This is a genomic window from Bacillus sp. 5RYD7K, from assembly GCF_059831465.1.
The window spans coordinates 3009996-3030270 of sequence record NZ_CP191200.1 but is presented as its reverse complement, the minus strand read 5'-3'; the positions used below and the strand labels follow the sequence as shown (position 1 = coordinate 3030270).

Below are 20275 nucleotides of genomic sequence, written 5' to 3'. Positions count from 1 at the left end.
TTTCATTTGAAAAAGAACATTTGTTCGTTTATAATGAAACCGACAGAAGGAGGTATATACATGAACATGATATTGAGACATTCCTTGGAAAAGCAGCTTCCGATTGATATTATATATATGAAAAAAGACGGCTCCATTTCAAAACGGACCATTATTATTAAAAAAGGGGATGAGCGGGCTGTAACGGCATTTTGCTGTACAAAAAGGCAGATGAGAACTTTTTTGACGGGCTCCATTCTGTCCTGCGCATTTGCTTCGGGAGACGGATATTCATTTTTAAAAGCGTATTCTTGATGCCGTCTGTTTCCGGCTGTGAATCTCCCGCCCCTGAAAATTCGGGCGTTCCTCCCTTTTTTTTTGCCTCTCTCAACCTTTTTTCACTGATGCCCGGCATTTGAGCGCTTGAACCGTGACCATCCATTGATTTTTCGAAACCGGGAAGTTTTTCACTGATGATAATGTTAATAGAATGTTAAGATAAGACCTATTGACAAAAATCCAAATAATGAATATCTCATTTTTCAGAAAGGAGCAAAGAAGGAGAGCTGATGAAAAGAATTTTACTTAATGTCATCATTATCGTAGCAATGGTCTTACTAATAAGATGCGCTCACTATGCGTCAGACCCTGATCCCTCGAATTCTTCAGATACATACACAGATTTTAAAGATCTGGCTGAACATGAAGACCCCGACGATTATCATATATCGTACAATAAGCGAAAGGGGAGCCCTGTATTGATCATGTCGCCGCACGGAGGGAGAATTGAGGGCGGGGTGAGCGAGATCGTCCGCTCTTTCAGAGATGATTATTCAACCTACCTGTTTGAGGGATTAAAAGCGCATGATAATCAAACTCTTCATATTACGAGCACCAAGTTCGATGAGCCTTTAGCCGTGGAAAGCATTAAGCAGCACCATTATGTGATCGCAGTTCACGGTTATAAAGGCGACGAGAAAAATACCCTTGTCGGAGGAAGCGACCGGAAGCGGGCGGAAAAATTGGTGAGAGCTTTCAAACGAAATGGATTTCCTGCAGAATTGGCAACCTCAAAAACCGGTCTGGCCGGGGTTGACACAGAAAATATCAATAATCAGGCGCAAACAGGTCTGAGCATACAGCTTGAGATCAGCAGAGAACAGCGGGAAGCGTTTTTTGATAATTTCGACTACCGTGAAAGAGAATTCACAAAAACAGACGAATTTTACCGGTTTGTCCGTACGATAAAAAGAGTGATCAATCAAGAGTATTCATGAGCTTATCATAAGACAAACCAGTGTAAGATGAGTAAACTTGAAAAAAAGGAGGATGGTCCCTTGGCAAAACATCATTTTTATTTAAAAGCAAATTGGCCCGGAAATCGGAATGACGTCGGCGATATTAAAAGCGGCCGGCTGGAAACGGCTGTGTCCATTCCTAAGGAAATGGACGGTCCGGGAGAAGGCACAAATCCTGATGAGATGCTGCTTGGAGCGGCCGCGACCTGCTATATTATAACGCTGGCGGCAATGATGGAAAGAAGCGGTCTGGATAAAGAAGATTTACATATGGAATCTGAAGGAATTGTAGATGTAACAAACGGTGTGTTCACGTATCAAAAAATCATTCACCGCCCGTTTATATTATTAAAGCCGGATGCAAACGAAACGGATTTTGCACTGGCCGGGAAGTTAGCGCAAAAAGCGGAATCGTCGTGTATGATTTCACGAGCGGTTCAGGGAAACGTGGAGATGGAGCTTGAGGTTGAAGTAAAAGCCGCCCGCGCATGACGAAATCAAACGGTCAGCTCCGGGCCGTTTGATTTTTTTTCGTTTTTTGAGATTTGGAACGGTTGAGCAGGATGACGCCCGTGATGACCAACACAAGACCGGCCATCATTTTGATCGTCATGGCTTCCTTAAAAACAATAAAGCCGACGATTGCAGTTAAAGCCGTGCCGACACCTGACCATGTCGCGTATGCGGTGGATAAATCAAGGCTTTTCAATGAGAAGCTCAAAAACATAAAAGAGGCTCCGATTCCGGCAATGACGCCGAGAGCGGGCCACAGGTGCGTAAAACCGTCCGACAGCTTCAGCATCGTGCTCCCGAACACTTCTGATACAATGGCTAATGCCAAGCAAAGTAATCCTTTCATCACCATGCCTCTCCTTTCTACCAATTCATCAAAATGACACCGGCCAATAAGAAAAAGAGTCCGATGACGGCCTGCTTGTCCAGTTTTTCCTGGAACCACTTCGCTCCGATAATGGACGCAAGCACCGTTCCGGCCCCGCTCCATGTAGCGTAGGATAAGCTGAGCGGAATAAGATTCAGTGTCAGTGAAAGCATATAAAAGGCCAATGAATAGCCAGCCACTACAAGCGCGCTCGGCACAAACCGCGTAAATCCGCGGGAGACCTTCAGCATGGCCGCACCCATTGACTCTGATAAAATAGCAATTGTGAGGAAGATATAACCCAGAATCATATCCAATCCCCCTCTCATCATCATCTTTCATGCCTTTTGTTTAAGGCAGTAAAATAAAATAATATCCGATCTTTACCCGGCAAGTCAAGACATTCGGCCTATATAAAAAGGCCCCTGAAAGGAGCCCTTTTTGATTAGTAGTAATACGGATAACCTCCGTACGGATAGCCGAAACCGCCGTACAGATACGGATTTAATAAGGCGCTTCCGACCAGACCCCCGACAAGCCCTCCGGCAAACGGACCGCCGAAAAATCCAAACGGACGTCCGAATCCATAGCCAAACCAAGGGCGGCCAAACCAAGGCCGGCCAAAACCAAAACCCGGCCGTCCGAATCCAAAGCCGAATCCGGGACGTCCGAACCCGAAGCCCGGCCGGCCAAAACCAAATCCTGGCCGTCCAAACTGTCTCATTTCACTATCTGCTGCGTATGCGTATTCTTCATTCATAATTAAGGTACCTCCAAGAATAAATTTTAGATGATAACAGAGTATTCAGCCCACCAATTTTTGATTGGGCGTTTATCAAAAAAATAAAGGAGTGAGCTTTTGTGGGCCTGTATCAGTCCGATTGGTCAAAAAAACCTCCGCACACACACGCTTACCGGGCTGTAACGGATGTTGTGCAGGGGCATTACCATTTGATCGAAGGCTTCTCACAGCCTGAGAACGGCAGCAATACAGATCAGCATACACATTTCTATACGGGCATCACCTCATTTGAAAACGGGCATTTCCACAGATATTACGGTATTTCCGGCCCTGCCATTCCGAGGGCTGACGGAACGCATTACCATGAGCTTTCAGAGACCACCTTTGCCGCCTACAATGAGCCGATTCAGATCCAGTACGGCGGCGTCGTTTACGATCCGCGGGAGGAAGGACGGAAAACGCACCGCCATACACTCAAAGGAAAAACGAGAGAGGTTGTCGGCAACGAGCCGATCGGGTGGTAGCGGACGTTTAGCGCTCAGGAAAAAGGGCAAAATGGATAGGTGCATGGAGCAATGAATGCTATAATTAGGGGGAGATTTATAAAAGAGAGTGATACATATTGAAAAATAAAAAACAGCCTGTCGTCATACTCGTCGGACCGACGGCAGTCGGAAAAACAAAACTGAGCATCGGACTCGCAAAAATGCTGAATGCGGAAATCATCAGCGGGGATTCCATGCAGGTATATAAAGGGATGGACATCGGAACGGCCAAAGTCACCGAAGAAGAGACAGAAGGCGTGCCGCATCACCTGATTGATATTTTGGAGCCGTCCGACACTTTTTCAACGGCCGATTATCAAAAAATGGTGAGAGAAAAAATCAGCGAGATTGCCGCCAGAGGAAAGCTGCCGATGATTGTCGGGGGGACGGGTCTGTACATTCAGTCCGTGCTGTATGACTATACGTTCACGGAAAACTCCGGCGACCCTGTATTCCGGGAGCGCATGGAGAAACTGGCTGCCGAGGAAGGGGCTGAGGCTCTTCATGCTAAACTTGCGGCGGCCGATCCGGAAGCAGCGGCAGCCATTCATCAAAACAATACGCGAAGAGTCATCCGCGCGCTCGAAATTCTGCACATATCGGGAAAAACAATGTCAGAACATCTTAAAACCCAAAAACGGGAGCTGCTTTACAATGCGGTGCTCATCGGTCTTACAATGGACAGAGAAGTGCTGTACAGCCGGATTAACGAGCGTGTTGACCTTATGATGGAAGCCGGCCTTCTTGAGGAAGTCAAGCGGCTGTATGATATGAATATTCGGGACAGCCAATCGATTCAGGCGATCGGCTATAAAGAGCTGTATGAATATCTTGATGGAAAAGTGCCGCTTCCTCAGGCCGTGGAGCAATTAAAACAAAATTCAAGACGTTATGCGAAACGCCAGCTGACCTGGTTTCGCAATAAAATGTCCGTTTCATGGACCGATATGACGCCGCCTGTTGATCTTGAACAGAAAAAAAAGGAAATTTTCGAGTGTATAGCAGGAAAACTGGAAATTTAATCGAAACAGTATTGTATTGAGAACCAAGGAGGACGAAACATGAAACCGATTAATATTCAGGATCAGTTTTTGAATCAAATCCGAAAAGACAATACGTTCGTCACGGTATTTTTACTCAACGGCTTTCAGCTTCGCGGCCAGGTAAAAGGCTTTGACAACTTTACCGTCTTACTCGAAACGGAGGGGAAGCAGCAGCTTATTTATAAACATGCCATCTCCACGTTCGCCCCGCAAAAAAACGTTCAGCTTGAGCTTGAATAAACTTTTGTCAAAGACCATGAACAATGGTCTTTTTCTATGCGCATCTGTATATTGCCGGCTGTATATCGGCAACATAAAAGGGGGCTTGGAAAACAATGTTCGAAAGTGAGAATGAACTGAGAAGAATCAGGATAACGCTCGTCTGGATCGCTGTTTTTTTGCTGTTTGGAGCATGCAGCAATCATGAAACGGTGGTGACGGATGATGACGGCGGCTCGGCGGATGCCGAACCGCAGACAGAAGGCACGGTGCAGCTGGAGCATAACCATTTCGGCGTCGTCGAAGACGGTTATTTAAAAATATATCGTTACAACGAAAAAACAAATAAAGTCGAACTGAAAAAAGAAACGACGTTAGATGAGCTTGAATAAATTTCACAAGCTTTCGAATTTACAAAGCGGGCCGCACAAGCTACACTAGGTACTGACATTGATCATGCAGAGGGTGAGACGATTGAAACACAAGGTGATAATCAACCATTGGGAAGAAACCTGTGAAGATGATTCCTGCTATGAATATGGAACCAGCATCATTGTTGACGGCAAAGAACTGCTCAGAGAGGCTTCCATCACAAGCGCTCTGAAAGCTGTGCTGAAAGAAATCGGTGCTGATGCGGAAATAGAAGAGACCGTTGAAAGCGAAAAAAAATGTGATTCTTACAAAAAATAAGAATAAAAGTCTAGACTACTAAGCAGTTTTTTTTCATGTTATGATAGACATCGGCTTACACATGACACCTTGAGTAGGATGAGAGATGATTCTCGTTCTGCTCTCTTTTTTGGGCGTTAATCGGGGCAGAACCAAGGTCCGCTCTTTCAAAAATATGAACTTTTTATAAATCGATCTCAATATGTTGTGTTTTTCTGAGAGGTTAGTATACTATATATAGTGTTAAGAGATTCATTATTTTTGATAGGTCGTGATAAGGATGGTTCAAATCATATTTGATTCAAAGACAGGGAATGTTCAGCGTTTTGTGAATAAAACAGACTTTCAGCTGATCCGCAAGGTGGATGAAATGGACCACGTGGACACTCCGTTTGTTTTGGTCACCTACACGACAAACTTCGGTCAGGTACCGGCATCAACACAATCATTTCTCGAAAAATACGCCCATCTCTTATTAGGAGTCGCTGCGAGCGGCAACAAAGTATGGGGCGATAACTTTGCAAAAAGCGCCGATACCATTTCAAGACAATATCAGGTGCCGATCTTGCACAAATTTGAACTCAGCGGCACAGCGAAAGACGTTGAATTGTTTACTCAGGAGGTAGAAAAAGTTGTCACAAAACCAAGTGCCAAAATGGATTCAGTTAAATAACGAAATTATGATCCAACAAGATGGAAAATTCCAGTTTGATAAAGATAAAGAGGCTGTACATAGCTATTTTGTTGACTATATCAACCAAAACACAGTTTACTTTCACGATTTGAAAGAGAAGCTGGATTATTTAATTGAAAACCAATACTACGAAGAAGAATTCTTAAGCCTGTATTCTTTTGAAGACATTAAAGAAGTGTTTAAGACAGCTTACGCAAAGAAGTTTCGTTTTCCTTCCTTCATGAGTGCGTTTAAATTCTATAATGACTATGCTTTGAAAACGAATGACAAAAAAAGAATCCTCGAGCGTTACGAGGACCGGATCTCAATTGTTGCGCTGTTCTTCGCAAACGGCGACACTGAGAAAGCGAAAGAATATGTGAATCTGATGATCAATCAGGAATATCAGCCGAGCACGCCGACATTCTTAAATGCGGGCCGCAAACGCCGCGGAGAGCTTGTCAGCTGTTTCCTCTTGGAAGTCAATGATTCCTTAAACGACATCTCAAGAGCGATCGACATCTCCATGCAGCTTTCTAAATTGGGCGGCGGGGTTTCTCTTAACCTGTCTAAGCTCCGTGCGAAAGGTGAAGCGATTAAAGATGTGGAAAACGCCACAAAAGGCGTCGTAGGCGTGATGAAGCTTCTTGATAATGCGTTCCGCTACGCTGACCAAATGGGGCAGAGACAAGGCTCAGGCGCGGCATACCTGAACATCTTCCACCGGGATATTAATGACTTTCTTGATACGAAAAAAATCTCGGCTGATGAAGATGTCCGCGTTAAAACCCTTTCCATCGGCGTCGTGATTCCGGACAAGTTTGTCGAGCTTGCGCGTGAGGATAAAGCCGCTTATGTCTTTTATCCTCATACGATTTATAAAGAATACGGCCAGCATATGGACGAAATGGACATGACAGCGATGTATGAGGAGCTTGTCGACAACCCGCGCGTCAAAAAAGAAAAAGTGAATGCGCGCAAATTGCTTGAAAAGCTTGCCGTTCTCCGTTCTGAGTCAGGCTATCCGTACATTATGTTCCAGGATAACGTAAACAAAGAGCACGCGAATAACCACGTATCAAAAGTAAAATTCTCGAACCTTTGCTCTGAGGTGCTTCAGGCATCACAGGTTTCGGCTTACACAGATTATGACGAGGAAGACGAAATCGGCCTGGACATTTCCTGCAACCTTGGTTCTTTAAATATTTTAAATGTCATGAAACATAAATCGATTGAGCGCACGGTGAAACTCGCGACGGATTCCCTGACTCATGTGTCCGAGACGACGGATATCCGCAACGCGCCGGCAGTCAGACGCGCAAACAAAGCGATGAAGTCGATCGGTCTAGGCGCGATGAACCTGCACGGCTACCTTGCCCAAAACGGCATTGCTTACGAAAGCCCGGAAGCAAGAGATTTCGCGAATACGTTCTTTATGATGGTGAACTTTTATTCCATCCAGCGTTCAGCTGAGCTTGCAAAAGAAAAAGGCGAAACGTTTGAGCATTATGAAGGCTCCACTTATGCAACGGGAGAATATTTCAATAAATATATTGAAAAAGAATTCTCGCCGGCATACGAAAAAATCGCTGCGCTCTTTGAAGGCATGCACATCCCGACAATCGAAGACTGGAAAGAGCTGAAGGCGTTTGTCGCTGAAAACGGCATGTACCACAGCTACAGACTGTGTATCGCGCCGACAGGCTCCATTTCCTACGTCCAATCCAGCACGGCATCCGTTATGCCGATTATGGAACGGATTGAGGAAAGAACATACGGAAACTCCAAAACGTATTACCCGATGCCGGGGTTAGCGTCTAATAACTGGTTCTTCTACAAAGAAGCTTATGATATGGACATGTTCAAAGTGGTGGATATGATCGCGACAATCCAGCAGCATATCGATCAGGGAATCAGCTTTACCCTGTTTTTGAAAGATACGATGACAACTCGTGATCTGAACCGTATTGATCTGTATGCCCACCATAGAGGCATCAAAACCATTTACTATGCAAGAACGAAAGATACCGGGCAGGACAGCTGTCTTTCTTGTGTCGTTTGATTAAAGGAGAGTTTACAGTGACAAAAATTTATGACGCAGCAAACTGGTCAAAGCATGAAGATGATTTTACCCAAATGTTTTACAACCAAAACGTAAAGCAGTTCTGGCTTCCCGAAGAGATCGCATTAAACGGCGATCTCCTCACTTGGAAGTACTTGGGTAAAAATGAGCAGGATACGTACATGAAGGTGCTCGCCGGCCTGACACTGCTTGATACAGAGCAGGGGAACACGGGCATGCCGATTGTGGCCGAGCACGTAGAAGGCCATCAGCGAAAAGCGGTTCTTAATTTCATGGCGATGATGGAAAACGCGGTGCACGCAAAATCATATTCAAATATTTTTATGACACTTGCTCCGACTGAAACGATCAACGAAGTGTTTGAATGGGTAAAGCAGAATAAGTACCTGCAGAAAAAAGCCCAAACCGTCGTCGGACTGTACCGCGCTATCAAAAAAGACGATGAGATTTCGCTGTTTAAAGCGATGGTCGCTTCCGTTTACTTAGAAAGCTTCCTTTTCTACAGCGGTTTCTATTATCCGTTATATTTCTACGGACAGGGAAAACTGATGCAAAGCGGTGAAATCATCAACCTGATTCTTCGTGATGAAGCGATCCACGGCGTCTATGTCGGACTGCTTGCCCAAGAAATATACAATAAACAAACAGAAGCGAAAAAGGCGGAACTTCGTGAATTTGCGATTGAGCTTTTAGAAGAGCTTTATCACAATGAGCTTGAGTATACCGAGGATCTGTACGATCAAGTCGGGCTGTCTCATGACGTAAAGAAATTCATCCGCTATAACGCCAATAAAGCTTTGATGAACTTAGGGTTCGATCCTTACTTTGAAGAAGAGGATATTAATCCGATCGTATTAAACGGATTAAACACCAAAACGAAATCACATGATTTCTTCTCCATGAAAGGGAACGGCTACAAAAAAGCGACGGTAGAACCGATTAAAGACGAGGATTTTTATTTCGGTCAAGATGAAGAGCAGATATAATATCTGCTCTTTTGGCTTGAATGGAGAAATATGACAGGAGGAACCGACATGGATAAAATGGATGAAATCATCTTAGCCGCGCCGCGGAGTGACGTCTTCCAAAACGAAACGCTGACATTCCAGGGAGTCAACAGCGAAGATGAGCGTATCGTGAAGATTATGGCTCAAATTGAGGAGCATTTTTCAGAAATCAGAAGAGGCGACGCGGAAGAGGACCCGCGTTTTAAACAGCCGATTCCGTATGTCGTCATCCGCCGCGATGATGAGGTGTTTGTGTATGAGCGGCTCGCGGGCGGTGGAGAATCGCGCCTCCATAATAAACTTTCCCTCGGTTTCGGCGGACACATGAATCCTATGGAGGGAGCGGCTTCATTTGCGGAGGTGCTGAAACAGAATACCGACCGGGAGTTAGCAGAAGAACTGCATATTCTTGAGAAAGACAAACAAAACATTGTCACACTCGGTTTAATCAATGATGATGAAAACAGTGTCGGAAAGGTTCATATCGGTATCCTTTCTGCGCTCCAATTAGCGTCTGGAGCACAAGTCGAAGTGAAAGAAAAAGAGCAGATCGCCGGCCGCTGGATGAAAGTGAACGAATTAAAAGAAGAAGACGTGTATCAGCGGCTTGAAACTTGGTCTCAGTTTGTCGCCGATATTCTTCAATAACAGAAAAACCCCTGTTCCTCCTAAAAAAGGGAGAACAGGGGTTTTTCATTAGTTTAACGTAATGACAGTATCAAATCCCGCTTTTTTGGCCCGCGCTGCTAAAGATTCAGCATAATCTCTGGAAGAGAATGCACCAATCTGTACTTTAAATAAGCCGTCTTTTGGAAGCACAATCGCATCAAAACCTTTAGACACCGCATTGGCGGCAAGCGCATCAGCATTTGCTTTCACATTGAAAGCGCCGATTCGCACTTTATATAAGTCAGGCTTTTTTTTTAGCCCGAAAGCCTGCTCCAAGCCCTTGGCATGTCCTCTTGCAAGGCTTTCAATAAAACTGGCTGTTTTCAGTTTATTTGCATCAGCTGCCGTATCAACAAAACCATTCTCCGTCAAAATCGCCGGCATACTTGTCTCCCTCAGCACATGGAAGTTGGCTGTTTTTTTTCCTCGGTCATTAAAACCGGATGCTTGGATTACTTGCGTGTGAACGGCTGACTGGTAAGTCGAGGTCGGCGCTCCTACACCCGGGTAAATATAGCTTTCGAATCCGGTTCCGCCTCCTGAGTTAATATGAATGGATAAAAAATAATCTGCGCCCCAGCTGTTGGCGGCATCCGTTCTTTCCGTCAGGCTGACCGTCTTATCGCTTGTCCTGCTCATCGTGACAGAAACCCCTTCATACTCATTCGTCAGAATCGTGCGCAAAACCAGCGCGATCTCCAGCGTGACCGCTTTTTCCTGAAGCCCGTTTCCGGTTGCGCCTGAATCAGTTCCGCCATGACCGGGGTCTAAAAAAATTTTAACCATTCTCCATCACCTCATTACAGCATATGATGATATTTAAAAGGTGCTTGTACGGCTGTCATTCATGAAAAAAATGAGAAATCCGCCCGGCATTTCCCGGAAAATAAAAATAAATGGTTTGTCCTTCCGTTTCAGCTGAATACAATAAGAAATGAAAAATATTTCTCGGGAAAGCGCAGGATTCAGCATCATTCCCGAAGAGAACGGAAAATGCGACAGATAAAAGGGGTAATCGGGCCTCATGATGATAGGCGGGTGTCACGGAACGCCTTTATCATGAATAAGATAAAGAGAGAACAGAGAGGTGAGCATGTTGGAGCGCGCTGTAACCTATAAAAACAACGGACAAATTAACATCATTCTTAATGGCCAAAAGCAAGTGCTGACAAATGCGGAAGCTGAGGCGGAATATCAGGCCGCCATGCAAAAAAATGAAGCCAAGCACAGCATTCTGAAAGAAATTGAAAAAGAAATGAACACATTAGTGGGTATGGAAGAAATGAAGCGCAACATTAAGGAAATTTATGCGTGGATATTCGTCAACCAAAAACGGGCCGAACAAGGGCTGAAAGTCGGAAAACAAGCTCTTCATATGATGTTCAAAGGCAATCCCGGCACCGGAAAAACAACCGTCGCGAGACTGATCGGCAAGCTTTTCTTCGAAATGAACGTGCTTTCTAAAGGACATCTGATCGAAGCAGAACGTGCCGATCTGGTCGGTGAATACATCGGACACACGGCGCAAAAAACGAGAGATCTGATTAAAAAATCGCTCGGGGGCATTTTATTCATTGATGAAGCATACTCACTTGCAAGGGGCGGGGAAAAGGATTTCGGTAAAGAGGCGATTGATACGCTTGTCAAGCATATGGAAGACAAACAGCATGAGTTTATTCTGATCCTGGCAGGGTACTCGAGAGAAATGACACATTTCCTGTCATTAAATCCCGGCCTGCAATCGCGTTTTCCTATCAGCATCGATTTTCCGGATTATTCTGTCGCTCAGCTGATGGACATTGCAAAGCGCATGATAGCGGAGCGGGAGTATCAATTAAGCCAGGAAGCCGAGTGGAAGTTAAAAGATTACTTAATGACGGTGAAAAGCACGACAAGCCCCATTAAATTCAGCAACGGACGCTTTGTCAGAAATGTGATTGAAAAATCAATCCGCGCTCAGGCCATGAGGCTTTTAATGGGGGACCAATACTTAAAAAACGATCTGATGACGATCAAGAGTCAGGATTTATTTATAAAAGATGACACAGCAGCTCATGAATAATCCTCTCAGCCGGTTTGAGAGGCCTTTTTTATTTCTCTTTTTAAAACCCGCCGGATGTGTGGTATACGTCCTGCGGGTTTGGTATGATAGTACTACTGCCCAATACGACACAGAAAGGAACATCCATTTGAACGAACAGGAAGAAAAAAAAGAAACGGTCATTTTAGTCGGCTGCCAGCTTCCGCACATGACCGACGAGCACTTTGAACATTCCATGGACGAGCTCGCTTCATTGACAAAAACGGCTGACGGAACGGTGCTGACCCGGATTACACAAAAACGGAACAGAGCGGATGCCGCTACATATATAGGCAAGGGGAAAGTAGACGAGCTGAAGGCGCTGTGTGAAGAGCTTGAAGCGGATCTGGTCATTTTTAATGATGAACTGTCACCGAGCCAGCTTAAATCACTCGCCACGGCAATTGAAGCGAAGATCATCGACCGCACGCAGCTTATTTTGGATATTTTCGCAAAAAGGGCGAAGACGAGGGAAGGAAAGCTTCAGATCGAATTGGCCCAGCTTCAATACGCACTGCCGCGCCTGAGCGGACAAGGAATCAATCTCTCCAGACAAGGCGGCGGAATCGGGACGAGAGGGCCCGGTGAGACAAAGCTTGAAACAGACCGGCGCCACATTAGAAACCGCATACACGAAATTAACGTGCAGCTGTCAACGGTTATCCGCCACAGAAGCCGTTATCGGGAGAGACGCAAGAAGAATGGTGTGCTTCAGGCGGCGCTCGTCGGATATACCAATGCCGGAAAATCAACGTGGTTCAATAAATTAACAAGCTCAGACAGCTATGAAGAAGATCTGCTGTTTGCAACACTTGATCCCATGACAAGAAAGATGGCGCTTCCAAGCGGTTACAGCGTCCTTTTGTCTGATACGGTCGGCTTTATTCAGGATTTGCCGACAACGCTGATTGCCGCTTTCCGTTCAACGCTTGAGGAAGTGAAGGAAGCTGACTTGATCATTCATGTCATTGATTCTTCCAATGAAGATTATGCCGGGCATGAACAGACTGTTCTCGGACTGTTAAAAGAGCTTGAAGCAGATGATATTCCGGTGTTAACCGCTTATAACAAAAGGGATGAAACACTTCCTGACTTCATTCCGACAGCAGGGGAAGGCCACCTCATGATCAGCGCCAGAATTGCCGGGGATGAAGCGAAATTGAAAGCGGAAATCGAAGCTTATTTGCGCCGGGAGCTGATGACGCCGTATGAAGTTCATGTACCCGCCGCTGAAGGCAAATTGATGTCGCGCATTAAATCAGAGACTATGATCGACAGCCTTTATTTTAATGAAGAAAATGAACGCTACGAAGTCTCAGGTTATGTGCAAGAAGAACAAAGCATACTTGGAGAACTGAAGAAATTCATGTAAGGAAGGTATACACAACATGTTTGAGACACTGACACACGGCACTCTATTGCAAAAAACCGCCGAAGAAACAGAAGCGGAAATCGCCGCCGTTCATAAAAGAATAGAAGAAATCAGTGAACGGAATGAATGGAGAGTCCTGCAAAGCTACAGAAAGCATAAAGTAAGCGATACGCATTTTACACCTTCAACCGGATACGGTTATGATGACATCGGCCGGGATACTCTGGAAGAGATCTATGCTGATGTGTTCGGAGGAGAGGCGGGGCTCGTGAGACCGCAAATCATTTCGGGGACGCACGCGATCTCAATCGCGCTGTTCGGTGTGCTGAGACCCGGAGACGAATTGCTTTATATCACAGGCAAGCCTTACGACACACTCGAAGAAATTGTCGGGGTGAGAGGCGGGGAGTATTCAGGCTCGCTTAAGGAATTTCATATCGGGTATCATGCAGTCGATTTAACCACAGAAGGCAAAGTGGACTTCGAAGCGGTCCGTGCTGCAATCCGTCCGAATACAAAAGTGATCGGTATTCAGCGTTCAAAAGGATATGCGAACCGCCCGTCTTTCAGGATAAATGAGATTGAAGAGATGATTCGTTTCGTAAAAGAAATCAAAGAAGATGTCATTGTTTTTGTGGACAATTGCTACGGAGAATTTGCGGAAGAGCGGGAACCCTGTCACGTCGGAGCGGATCTTATGGCCGGCTCCCTGATTAAAAACCCGGGCGGCGGCCTTGCCAAAACGGGGGGATACCTTGTGGGGAAAGCCAAGTGGATTGAAGCCTGCTCTTACCGGATGACCTCACCGGGAATCGGAAGTGAAGCCGGCGCATCGCTTTATTCACTGCAGGAAATGTATCAAGGTTTCTTTCTCGCTCCGCACGTAGTGGCGCAAAGCTTGAAGGGAGCGGTATTTACCGCCCGCTTTCTTGAAAAGCTGGGATTTTCGTCAAACCCTGCATGGGATGCGCCGAGGACGGATCTGATCCAATCTGTTGAGTTTCAGGACCCTGATAAGATGATCGCTTTTTGCCAGGCGATACAATACGCTTCTCCGATTAATGCGCATGTCACGCCTTATCCGAGCTATATGCCGGGATATGAAGACGATGTCATTATGGCAGCGGGCACTTTCGTACAGGGGGCGAGCATTGAATTATCGGCAGATGGCCCTATCAGACCGCCTTACGTCGCGTATGTCCAAGGAGGATTAACCTATGCGCACGTAAAAAATGCGATTTGCAGCGCAGTTAATGCTCTAATGGAAAAAGGGCTGATCTGAGCCGTTTGCAATTTTCAAAGAATTTGATGTTAAGATTCCTTACATTGTGTTGACACAAAATATAACATCACCTATAATGAGACTAAGATAAGAAAAGGAGGAAATTGAGATGAGTGATAACATTCGCCGCTCAATGCCTTTATTTCCAATAGGAATTGTCATGCAGTTAACAGAACTTTCTGCCCGGCAAATTCGATATTATGAGGAAAATGGACTGATATTTCCAGCGAGAAGCGAAGGAAATAGACGATTATTTTCATTCCATGATGTAGATAAACTGTTAGAAATCAAAAATTTGATTGAACAAGGCGTCAATATGGCGGGGATCAAACAAATTCTGGATAAGGCATCTGCCGAACCGGAGGAAAAATCCGAAAAAACTGCCAAACCGATGAAGCACAATCTGTCTGACGACGAACTCAGAAAGCTTCTGAAAAACGAACTGATGCAGGCAGGCCGATTCCAGCGGGGGAACACCTTCCGCCAAGGTGATATGTCCCGATTCTTTCATTAATCCGTTAGCAACTGTTTTGCTATATACATTTACCTTTTAGAGGAGGAGTTTTACGAAATGGCAAAGTACACAAGAGAAGACATCGTAAAATTAGTAAATGAGGAAAACGTAAAGTACATCCGCCTTCAGTTTACAGACATTCTCGGAACGATTAAAAACGTGGAAATTCCTGTGAGCCAGCTTGAAAAAGCACTTGATAATAAATGCATGTTTGACGGTTCTTCCATCGAAGGTTTTGTCCGTATCGAAGAATCTGATATGTACTTATATCCTGATCTGAACACATTTGTTATCTTCCCATGGACAGCTGAAAAAGGTAAAGTAGCACGCTTCATCTGTGATATCTACAATCCGGATGGCACCCCGTTCGAAGGTGACCCGCGTAACAACCTCAAACGGATTCTGAATGAAATGAAAGAACTCGGTTTCAGCGATTTCAATCTTGGACCTGAGCCTGAATTCTTCCTGTTTAAATTAGATGAAAAAGGCGAACCGACACTCGAATTGAACGATAAAGGCGGATACTTCGACCTGGCTCCGACTGACTTGGGAGAAAACTGCCGCCGCGATATCGTGCTTGAGCTGGAAGAAATGGGCTTTGAAATCGAAGCATCTCACCATGAAGTGGCTCCCGGCCAGCACGAAATCGATTTTAAATATGCCGGTGCCATCCGTTCTTGTGACGACATCCAAACTTTCAAACTTGTCGTCAAAACGATCGCCCGCAAACACGGTCTGCATGCGACATTTATGCCAAAACCGCTGTTCGGCGTAAACGGTTCCGGTATGCACTGTAATCTATCACTCTTCAAAGATGGCGTTAATGCATTCTTTGATAAAGACGCTGATCTTCAGCTGAGTGAAACAGCAAAACACTTCATTGCCGGTATCGTAAAACACGCGACAAGCTTTACAGCTGTCACAAACCCGACAGTGAACTCTTACAAACGCCTTGTTCCGGGCTATGAAGCACCATGCTACGTAGCATGGAGCGCGCAAAACAGAAGTCCGCTGATCCGTATTCCGGCTTCCCGCGGCATCAGCACGCGTGTTGAAGTCCGCAGCGTAGACCCGGCGGCAAACCCGTATTTGGCATTAAGCGTATTGCTTGCAGCAGGCCTTGACGGAATCAAAAATAAACTTGAAGCGCCGGCTCCGATTGACCGCAACATCTACGTCATGAGCAAAGAAGAGCGCATGGAAAGCGGAATCGTAGACCTTCCGGCGACACTTGCGGAAGCTCTCGACGAATTCAAATCAAACGAAGTCATGGTTGCAGCTCTCGGTGAGCATCTGTTCGAACACTTCATCGAAGCAAAAGAAATCGAATGGGATATGTTCCGCACACAGGTTCACCCTTGGGAGCGCGAACAATACATGTCTCAGTATTAATCTCTCAATCCCTTGGCACTATTGGTGTCAGGGGATTTTTTGGTTTGTTAACAAATTTAATAATTTAATATAAATCATATACCACCCACAAAATACCCACAAAATACCCACAAAAAATCAATAAAAAATTACTCCATAATTGTGGAGATATAATCCTCGTACTTATTCATTGAATCTCTGTCAATTTTTTTGCTGATGTGTGAGTTCGATAAGCTATCATTTTGCTATCGAGTTATATAGAAATGATTCAGGGGATTCCGCTGAACCGGAATGCTTGGCATTCTGGCGATGGCACAAACGGAACCGGTAACCGTAAGTCTATCGCAGTAGAAATCTGCTACAGTAAGTCAGGTGGCGCGCGGTACCGGGCAGCAGAGGCGCTGGCTATCAAGTTTGTGGCGCAGCTTCTAAAAGAGCGCGGCTGGGGCGTCGACAAAATCAGAAAGTATCAGGATTGGAATGGCAAATACTGCCCGCACCGCATTTTGTCTGAGGGACGCTGGGATCAGGTGAAGGCGGCCATTGCTGCAGAATTAGAATGCCTTGGCGGTAAAAAAGTATCTTCTTCTACGAAAACAAAGGCCAGCGGGGCGACGTACACCATCAAGAAGGGAGATGTCCTCTCTGTAATTGCAGGGAAAACAGGCGTAAGCATGAAAACCCTGCAAAGCTTGAACGGCATCAAGAATCCGAACCTGATAAAAGTCGGTCAGGTATTAAAGTTGACCAGATCGGCCGGCTCTCCATCAGGCGGCAAGAAATCATCTTACACGCTGCCATCAGGCGTTTTAAAAGTGACAAGCCCCTTAACTAAGGGGACGGCCGTAAAACAGATTCAAACAGCGTTGGCGGCTCTCTATTACTATCCAGACAAAGGGGCAAAGAACAACGGAATAGATGGTTATTACGGACCGAAAACAGCAAATGCTGTTAAACGATTCCAGTCAATGCATGGCTTGAAGGCAGACGGCATTTATGGACCGAAGACAAAAGCAAAGCTTGAAAAATTAATTTGAAAGAATAAAAAAATAACCGATACATTAAATGGCGTGCTATTAAAAGTTAGGAGAGATATATGTGAAAAAAAGCTGGTTGGTAGTTTTTGTAATTTTAGCTTTTGCTGTGTTAGTAAGTTACGTACCAGTGCAGGCAGAACAAACATCATCAGAATCAAAATCAGACTCAAAAGAATGGGTGCCAAAGGCTAATTTACCTGAAAGTCGAACATCTGCTATGACAGCAAGTGTTAATGGGAAGATTTATGTTTTTGGTGGAACTCATAATGGGGTATCAACGAGTACAACATACGTTTATGATCCAGAAAGTAATGTGTGGTCTAACAAAAAAAATATGCCTATAGCAGTGTCTTCGGGTTCTGCAGTTGCAGTAGGAGAGAAAATTTATATTATTGGAGGGATTCACGCGAAAAGCGGCAATACCGAATCTGTTTATTTAAAAACTGTTTTGGTGTACAGCACTCAAAATGATACTTGGGAGAAAGAGGCTAATATTCCAAGCGAAAAAACATCTTTTACTTCCGTAGCTGCTGTCGGAAAACATATATACATTATGGGTGGAGCTTATGACAGTTTGTCCAAGAACCTCTGTTATGATACGGAATCAAAAACATGGTCACAAAAAAAAGATTTACCTGTTCCTTTAGGGGGGGCGACAGCACAAACTTTAAACGGTAAAATTTATGTAATTGGGGGCGCGGATTCAATTTTAATACCACCAAAAACAACCTATAACTCTATTTATGAATATGATCCTGAAACAGACACTTGGCTGGAGAAAAATAAGTTATTGACAGGGATTCAATATACAACTTCAGCTCTTCTAAATGGTAAAATATATATCCTAGGTGGTGGATCTTCAAGTAATAAAGAAGTCATTACAAAAGTGCAGGTTTATGATCCAAAGGATAATTCAGTAACAGAATTAAAAGACTTTACAAATAAAAGAATGGCTGCTAGTGCAGCTTCAATTGGTAGTAAGCTTTATGTTATTGGCGGCCAATCAGTTTATGATCAAATGTCGAAGCAAACATCAGGATTGTTAAATTCTGTTGAGATGTTTGATACAAGTAATCAAACAGATGTAAGACCAGACAAGCCTACAGAGCCTAAATCTAATGGTGATCGAGCTATACTTACTATAACAATGACAACAGGACTTGAAAAAGAATTTGATCTTTCGATGGAAGAAGTAAATGATTTCATTAACTGGTACGATCAAAAAGATTCAGGAACAGGCCCTTCGAGATACGAGATTGATAAGCACAATAATAATATTGGACCGTTTGAGAACAGAAAAGATCATGTAATCTTTAAGAATATCCTTACTTTTGAAGTAAATGAGTACTCAACGAATACAAGCAACAATCAAAGTGCTAAAACCACTTAACACGTATAGTCCAAAAACAGCAAATACGATCAAACGGTTCCAGTCCATGGGGGCTTCCACACGACGGCATTTACGGGCCAAAAACAAAGGCGAAACTAAGAACTCTTTTTGAATAATAAAAAGCCCCATCTCTCATGTGACTGACCCCATAATATGAGACAAACAAAAAACACCTTCAAGTTTGAAAACGGATCGTTGTTATCCGAAATTAGACTTGGAGGTGTTTTTCTATGAGGACAAGAGTGAGTTATCCGGTTGAAGTCAAACAGAAGGCTGTAGAAATGAGATTGGCGGGCGTTCCTGTGAAGGAGATCATGCAGGAATTGAATATAAAGAATAAGACGCAGGTGCAGACATGAGTCAGGTGGTATAAAGCTGGGGATACACATCGATTCGAACAACCTGTCGGAAAGCAATATTCTTATGGAAAAGGTCCAGAGTATTCTTCCGAATTAGAGAAACTGCAGGCAGAAAATCGTTATCTGAGACAACAGAATGAAGTGTTAAAAAAGTACAACGAATTGGAAAGGAAGCTGATAGCGAAACGCCAGTCGAGCTTGTAGAAGCATTGCGCGGCACAATGACCATAAAGGATATCTGTATTCATTTAGGTATCTCACGAGCATCTTATTATCGTTGGAAGAAGAATCTGATGAAAGATAACCCTAAATACCATTTAGAAAAACAAATCGGCACGTTGTGCCGAGAACACAAGTATCGGTATGGCTATCGGAAAATCACAGCCATATTAAAAAAGGGAATGCGTATGAATCATAAAACGGTTCAGCGCATTATGCAGAAGAATCAGTGGCAATGCCGGGTTAAGGTGAAAAAGCGCAAGAAGAATGGGCAGCCATATGCCGTGGCCGAGAATATATTGGATCGGAACTTTCAGTCTGATCGCCCTCTGGAAAAGCTAGTAACCGATATCACATATTTGCCTTATGGGCAGAAACAATTGTATCTTTCCAGTATATTGGATTTATACAATGGAGAAGTGATTGCTTTTACGATTGGCGATAGACAGGACACAGACTTTGTCTTACACACACTTGATCAGCTGCCTGCACTGCCAGAGAACTGCGTGTTACATAGTGACCAAGGTTCTGTTTATACATCTTATGAGTATCAGAAAGCTGTTAAAACAAAAGGCATTACCATGAGCATGTCCCGCAAAGGGACGCCCGCTGATAATGCCTCCATCGAATCGTTTCATTCCTCACTAAAGTCTGAAACGTTCTACCTCGACAGGTTGGAAAGCACTACGACGACCATCGTAGAACAAACTGTCGAAACCTATATACACTATTATAACAACATTCGTATTCAAACGAAACTAAACAACCAGCCGCCGGTCACATACCGACAGCTGGCTGTTTAAAGGTGTTTTGATCCCTGTCTCAAAAACGGGGGTCAGTCCCC

Annotated in this window: 22 protein-coding genes and 3 pseudogenes; 21 read left to right on the top strand and 4 right to left on the bottom strand. The window is 44.5% G+C overall.

What is annotated here, in order from left to right; translation table 11 throughout:
- Positions 1 to 60 precede the first annotated feature (60 nt).
- From ACQE26_RS15135 to ACQE26_RS15125, 3 genes are all read left to right on the top strand, one after another.
- Entirely contained in the window at positions 61 to 294 is a 234-nt protein-coding gene (locus ACQE26_RS15135) for a hypothetical protein (RefSeq protein WP_060962730.1), read from the top strand.
- Positions 295 to 548: 254 nt separating this feature from the next.
- On the top strand, positions 549 to 1256 hold the full coding sequence (locus tag ACQE26_RS15130; protein WP_438421983.1) for a poly-gamma-glutamate hydrolase family protein: 708 nt from the start codon (positions 549 to 551) through the stop codon (positions 1254 to 1256).
- A gap of 60 nt (positions 1257 to 1316) precedes the next feature.
- Positions 1317 to 1769, top strand: coding sequence for an OsmC family protein (locus ACQE26_RS15125; RefSeq protein ID WP_438421984.1), 453 nt, complete (start codon positions 1317 to 1319; stop codon positions 1767 to 1769).
- Between the two features lie 13 nt (positions 1770 to 1782).
- Here ACQE26_RS15125 and erbB read toward each other — a convergent pair whose 3' ends face one another.
- The 3 genes from erbB to ymaG all read right to left on the bottom strand — a co-directional run bounded on the left by erbB (position 1783) and on the right by ymaG (position 2917).
- Positions 1783 to 2136: an SMR family multidrug efflux transporter EbrB gene (gene erbB, locus ACQE26_RS15120; protein ID WP_223152198.1), complete on the bottom strand. Its 354-nt coding sequence runs from the start codon at positions 2134 to 2136 to the stop codon at positions 1783 to 1785.
- 17 nt (positions 2137 to 2153) lie between these two features.
- On the bottom strand, positions 2154 to 2468 hold the full coding sequence (erbA, locus tag ACQE26_RS15115) for an SMR family multidrug efflux transporter EbrA (protein WP_016936028.1): 315 nt from the start codon (positions 2466 to 2468) through the stop codon (positions 2154 to 2156).
- Between the two features lie 134 nt (positions 2469 to 2602).
- Complete coding sequence (gene ymaG, locus ACQE26_RS15110) at positions 2603 to 2917, bottom strand: inner spore coat protein YmaG (protein ID WP_438421986.1); 315 nt, start codon at positions 2915 to 2917, stop codon at positions 2603 to 2605.
- 101 nt (positions 2918 to 3018) lie between these two features.
- Between ymaG and ACQE26_RS15105 the strand changes: the two genes are divergently transcribed.
- The 9 genes from ACQE26_RS15105 (at position 3019) to ACQE26_RS15065 (ending at position 9786) form a co-directional block, all read left to right on the top strand.
- Entirely contained in the window at positions 3019 to 3423 is a 405-nt protein-coding gene (locus ACQE26_RS15105) for a YmaF family protein (protein WP_438421987.1), read from the top strand.
- A 98-nt stretch (positions 3424 to 3521) separates the two neighbouring features.
- Positions 3522 to 4466 carry a tRNA (adenosine(37)-N6)-dimethylallyltransferase MiaA gene (miaA, locus tag ACQE26_RS15100; RefSeq protein ID WP_500469982.1) on the top strand — a complete coding sequence of 315 codons (945 nt, stop codon included), beginning with the start codon at positions 3522 to 3524 and terminating at the stop codon, positions 4464 to 4466.
- A 39-nt stretch (positions 4467 to 4505) separates the two neighbouring features.
- A complete protein-coding gene (gene hfq, locus ACQE26_RS15095) occupies positions 4506 to 4727 on the top strand; it encodes an RNA chaperone Hfq (RefSeq protein ID WP_003154064.1) in 222 nt (73 codons plus the stop codon).
- Between the two features lie 95 nt (positions 4728 to 4822).
- Positions 4823 to 5098, top strand: coding sequence for a YmzC family protein (locus ACQE26_RS15090; RefSeq protein WP_060962724.1), 276 nt, complete (start codon positions 4823 to 4825; stop codon positions 5096 to 5098).
- A gap of 82 nt (positions 5099 to 5180) precedes the next feature.
- A complete protein-coding gene (locus ACQE26_RS15085; protein WP_016936023.1) occupies positions 5181 to 5396 on the top strand; it encodes a hypothetical protein in 216 nt (71 codons plus the stop codon).
- A gap of 259 nt (positions 5397 to 5655) precedes the next feature.
- The gene (gene nrdI, locus ACQE26_RS15080; protein ID WP_016936022.1) at positions 5656 to 6048 is read left to right on the top strand and encodes a class Ib ribonucleoside-diphosphate reductase assembly flavoprotein NrdI; all 393 of its coding nucleotides are present in this window, start codon (positions 5656 to 5658) and stop codon (positions 6046 to 6048) included.
- Positions 6008 to 8110, top strand: coding sequence for a class 1b ribonucleoside-diphosphate reductase subunit alpha (gene nrdE, locus ACQE26_RS15075; RefSeq protein WP_007611605.1), 2103 nt, complete (start codon positions 6008 to 6010; stop codon positions 8108 to 8110). Before nrdI ends, nrdE begins: the two co-directional genes overlap by 41 nt.
- A gap of 17 nt (positions 8111 to 8127) precedes the next feature.
- Complete coding sequence (gene nrdF / locus ACQE26_RS15070; RefSeq protein ID WP_047474863.1) at positions 8128 to 9117, top strand: class 1b ribonucleoside-diphosphate reductase subunit beta; 990 nt, start codon at positions 8128 to 8130, stop codon at positions 9115 to 9117.
- Between the two features lie 48 nt (positions 9118 to 9165).
- On the top strand, positions 9166 to 9786 hold the full coding sequence (locus tag ACQE26_RS15065) for a hypothetical protein (protein ID WP_500469981.1): 621 nt from the start codon (positions 9166 to 9168) through the stop codon (positions 9784 to 9786).
- A gap of 48 nt (positions 9787 to 9834) precedes the next feature.
- Here ACQE26_RS15065 and ACQE26_RS15060 read toward each other — a convergent pair whose 3' ends face one another.
- Positions 9835 to 10593, bottom strand: a complete 759-nt coding sequence (locus ACQE26_RS15060) for an N-acetylmuramoyl-L-alanine amidase (RefSeq protein ID WP_500469980.1) — start codon at positions 10591 to 10593, stop codon at positions 9835 to 9837.
- 307 nt (positions 10594 to 10900) lie between these two features.
- Here ACQE26_RS15060 and spoVK point away from each other — a divergent pair, with 307 nt between their 5' ends.
- From spoVK to ACQE26_RS15015, 9 genes and pseudogenes are all read left to right on the top strand, one after another.
- Positions 10901 to 11869, top strand: coding sequence for a stage V sporulation protein K (spoVK, locus tag ACQE26_RS15055; RefSeq protein ID WP_438421994.1), 969 nt, complete (start codon positions 10901 to 10903; stop codon positions 11867 to 11869).
- 127 nt (positions 11870 to 11996) lie between these two features.
- Positions 11997 to 13259 (top strand): GTPase HflX, encoded by a 1263-nt coding sequence (gene hflX / locus ACQE26_RS15050; RefSeq protein ID WP_438421996.1) that lies wholly within the window; start codon positions 11997 to 11999, stop codon positions 13257 to 13259.
- Between the two features lie 16 nt (positions 13260 to 13275).
- Entirely contained in the window at positions 13276 to 14541 is a 1266-nt protein-coding gene (locus tag ACQE26_RS15045) for a methionine gamma-lyase family protein (RefSeq protein WP_438421998.1), read from the top strand.
- Between the two features lie 109 nt (positions 14542 to 14650).
- Complete coding sequence (locus tag ACQE26_RS15040; protein ID WP_007410366.1) at positions 14651 to 15055, top strand: MerR family transcriptional regulator; 405 nt, start codon at positions 14651 to 14653, stop codon at positions 15053 to 15055.
- A 57-nt stretch (positions 15056 to 15112) separates the two neighbouring features.
- On the top strand, positions 15113 to 16447 hold the full coding sequence (glnA, locus tag ACQE26_RS15035; protein WP_060962718.1) for a type I glutamate--ammonia ligase: 1335 nt from the start codon (positions 15113 to 15115) through the stop codon (positions 16445 to 16447).
- A gap of 199 nt (positions 16448 to 16646) precedes the next feature.
- Positions 16647 to 17463: pseudogene (locus ACQE26_RS15030) on the top strand (peptidoglycan-binding protein).
- Between the two features lie 61 nt (positions 17464 to 17524).
- Entirely contained in the window at positions 17525 to 18853 is a 1329-nt protein-coding gene (locus tag ACQE26_RS15025; RefSeq protein ID WP_500469979.1) for a Kelch repeat-containing protein, read from the top strand.
- A gap of 4 nt (positions 18854 to 18857) precedes the next feature.
- Positions 18858 to 18969, top strand: a pseudogene (locus ACQE26_RS15020) (peptidoglycan-binding domain-containing protein); the annotation flags it as partial.
- 114 nt (positions 18970 to 19083) lie between these two features.
- A pseudogene (locus ACQE26_RS15015) lies at positions 19084 to 20234 on the top strand (IS3 family transposase).
- The last annotated feature ends 41 nt before the right edge of the window (positions 20235 to 20275 follow it).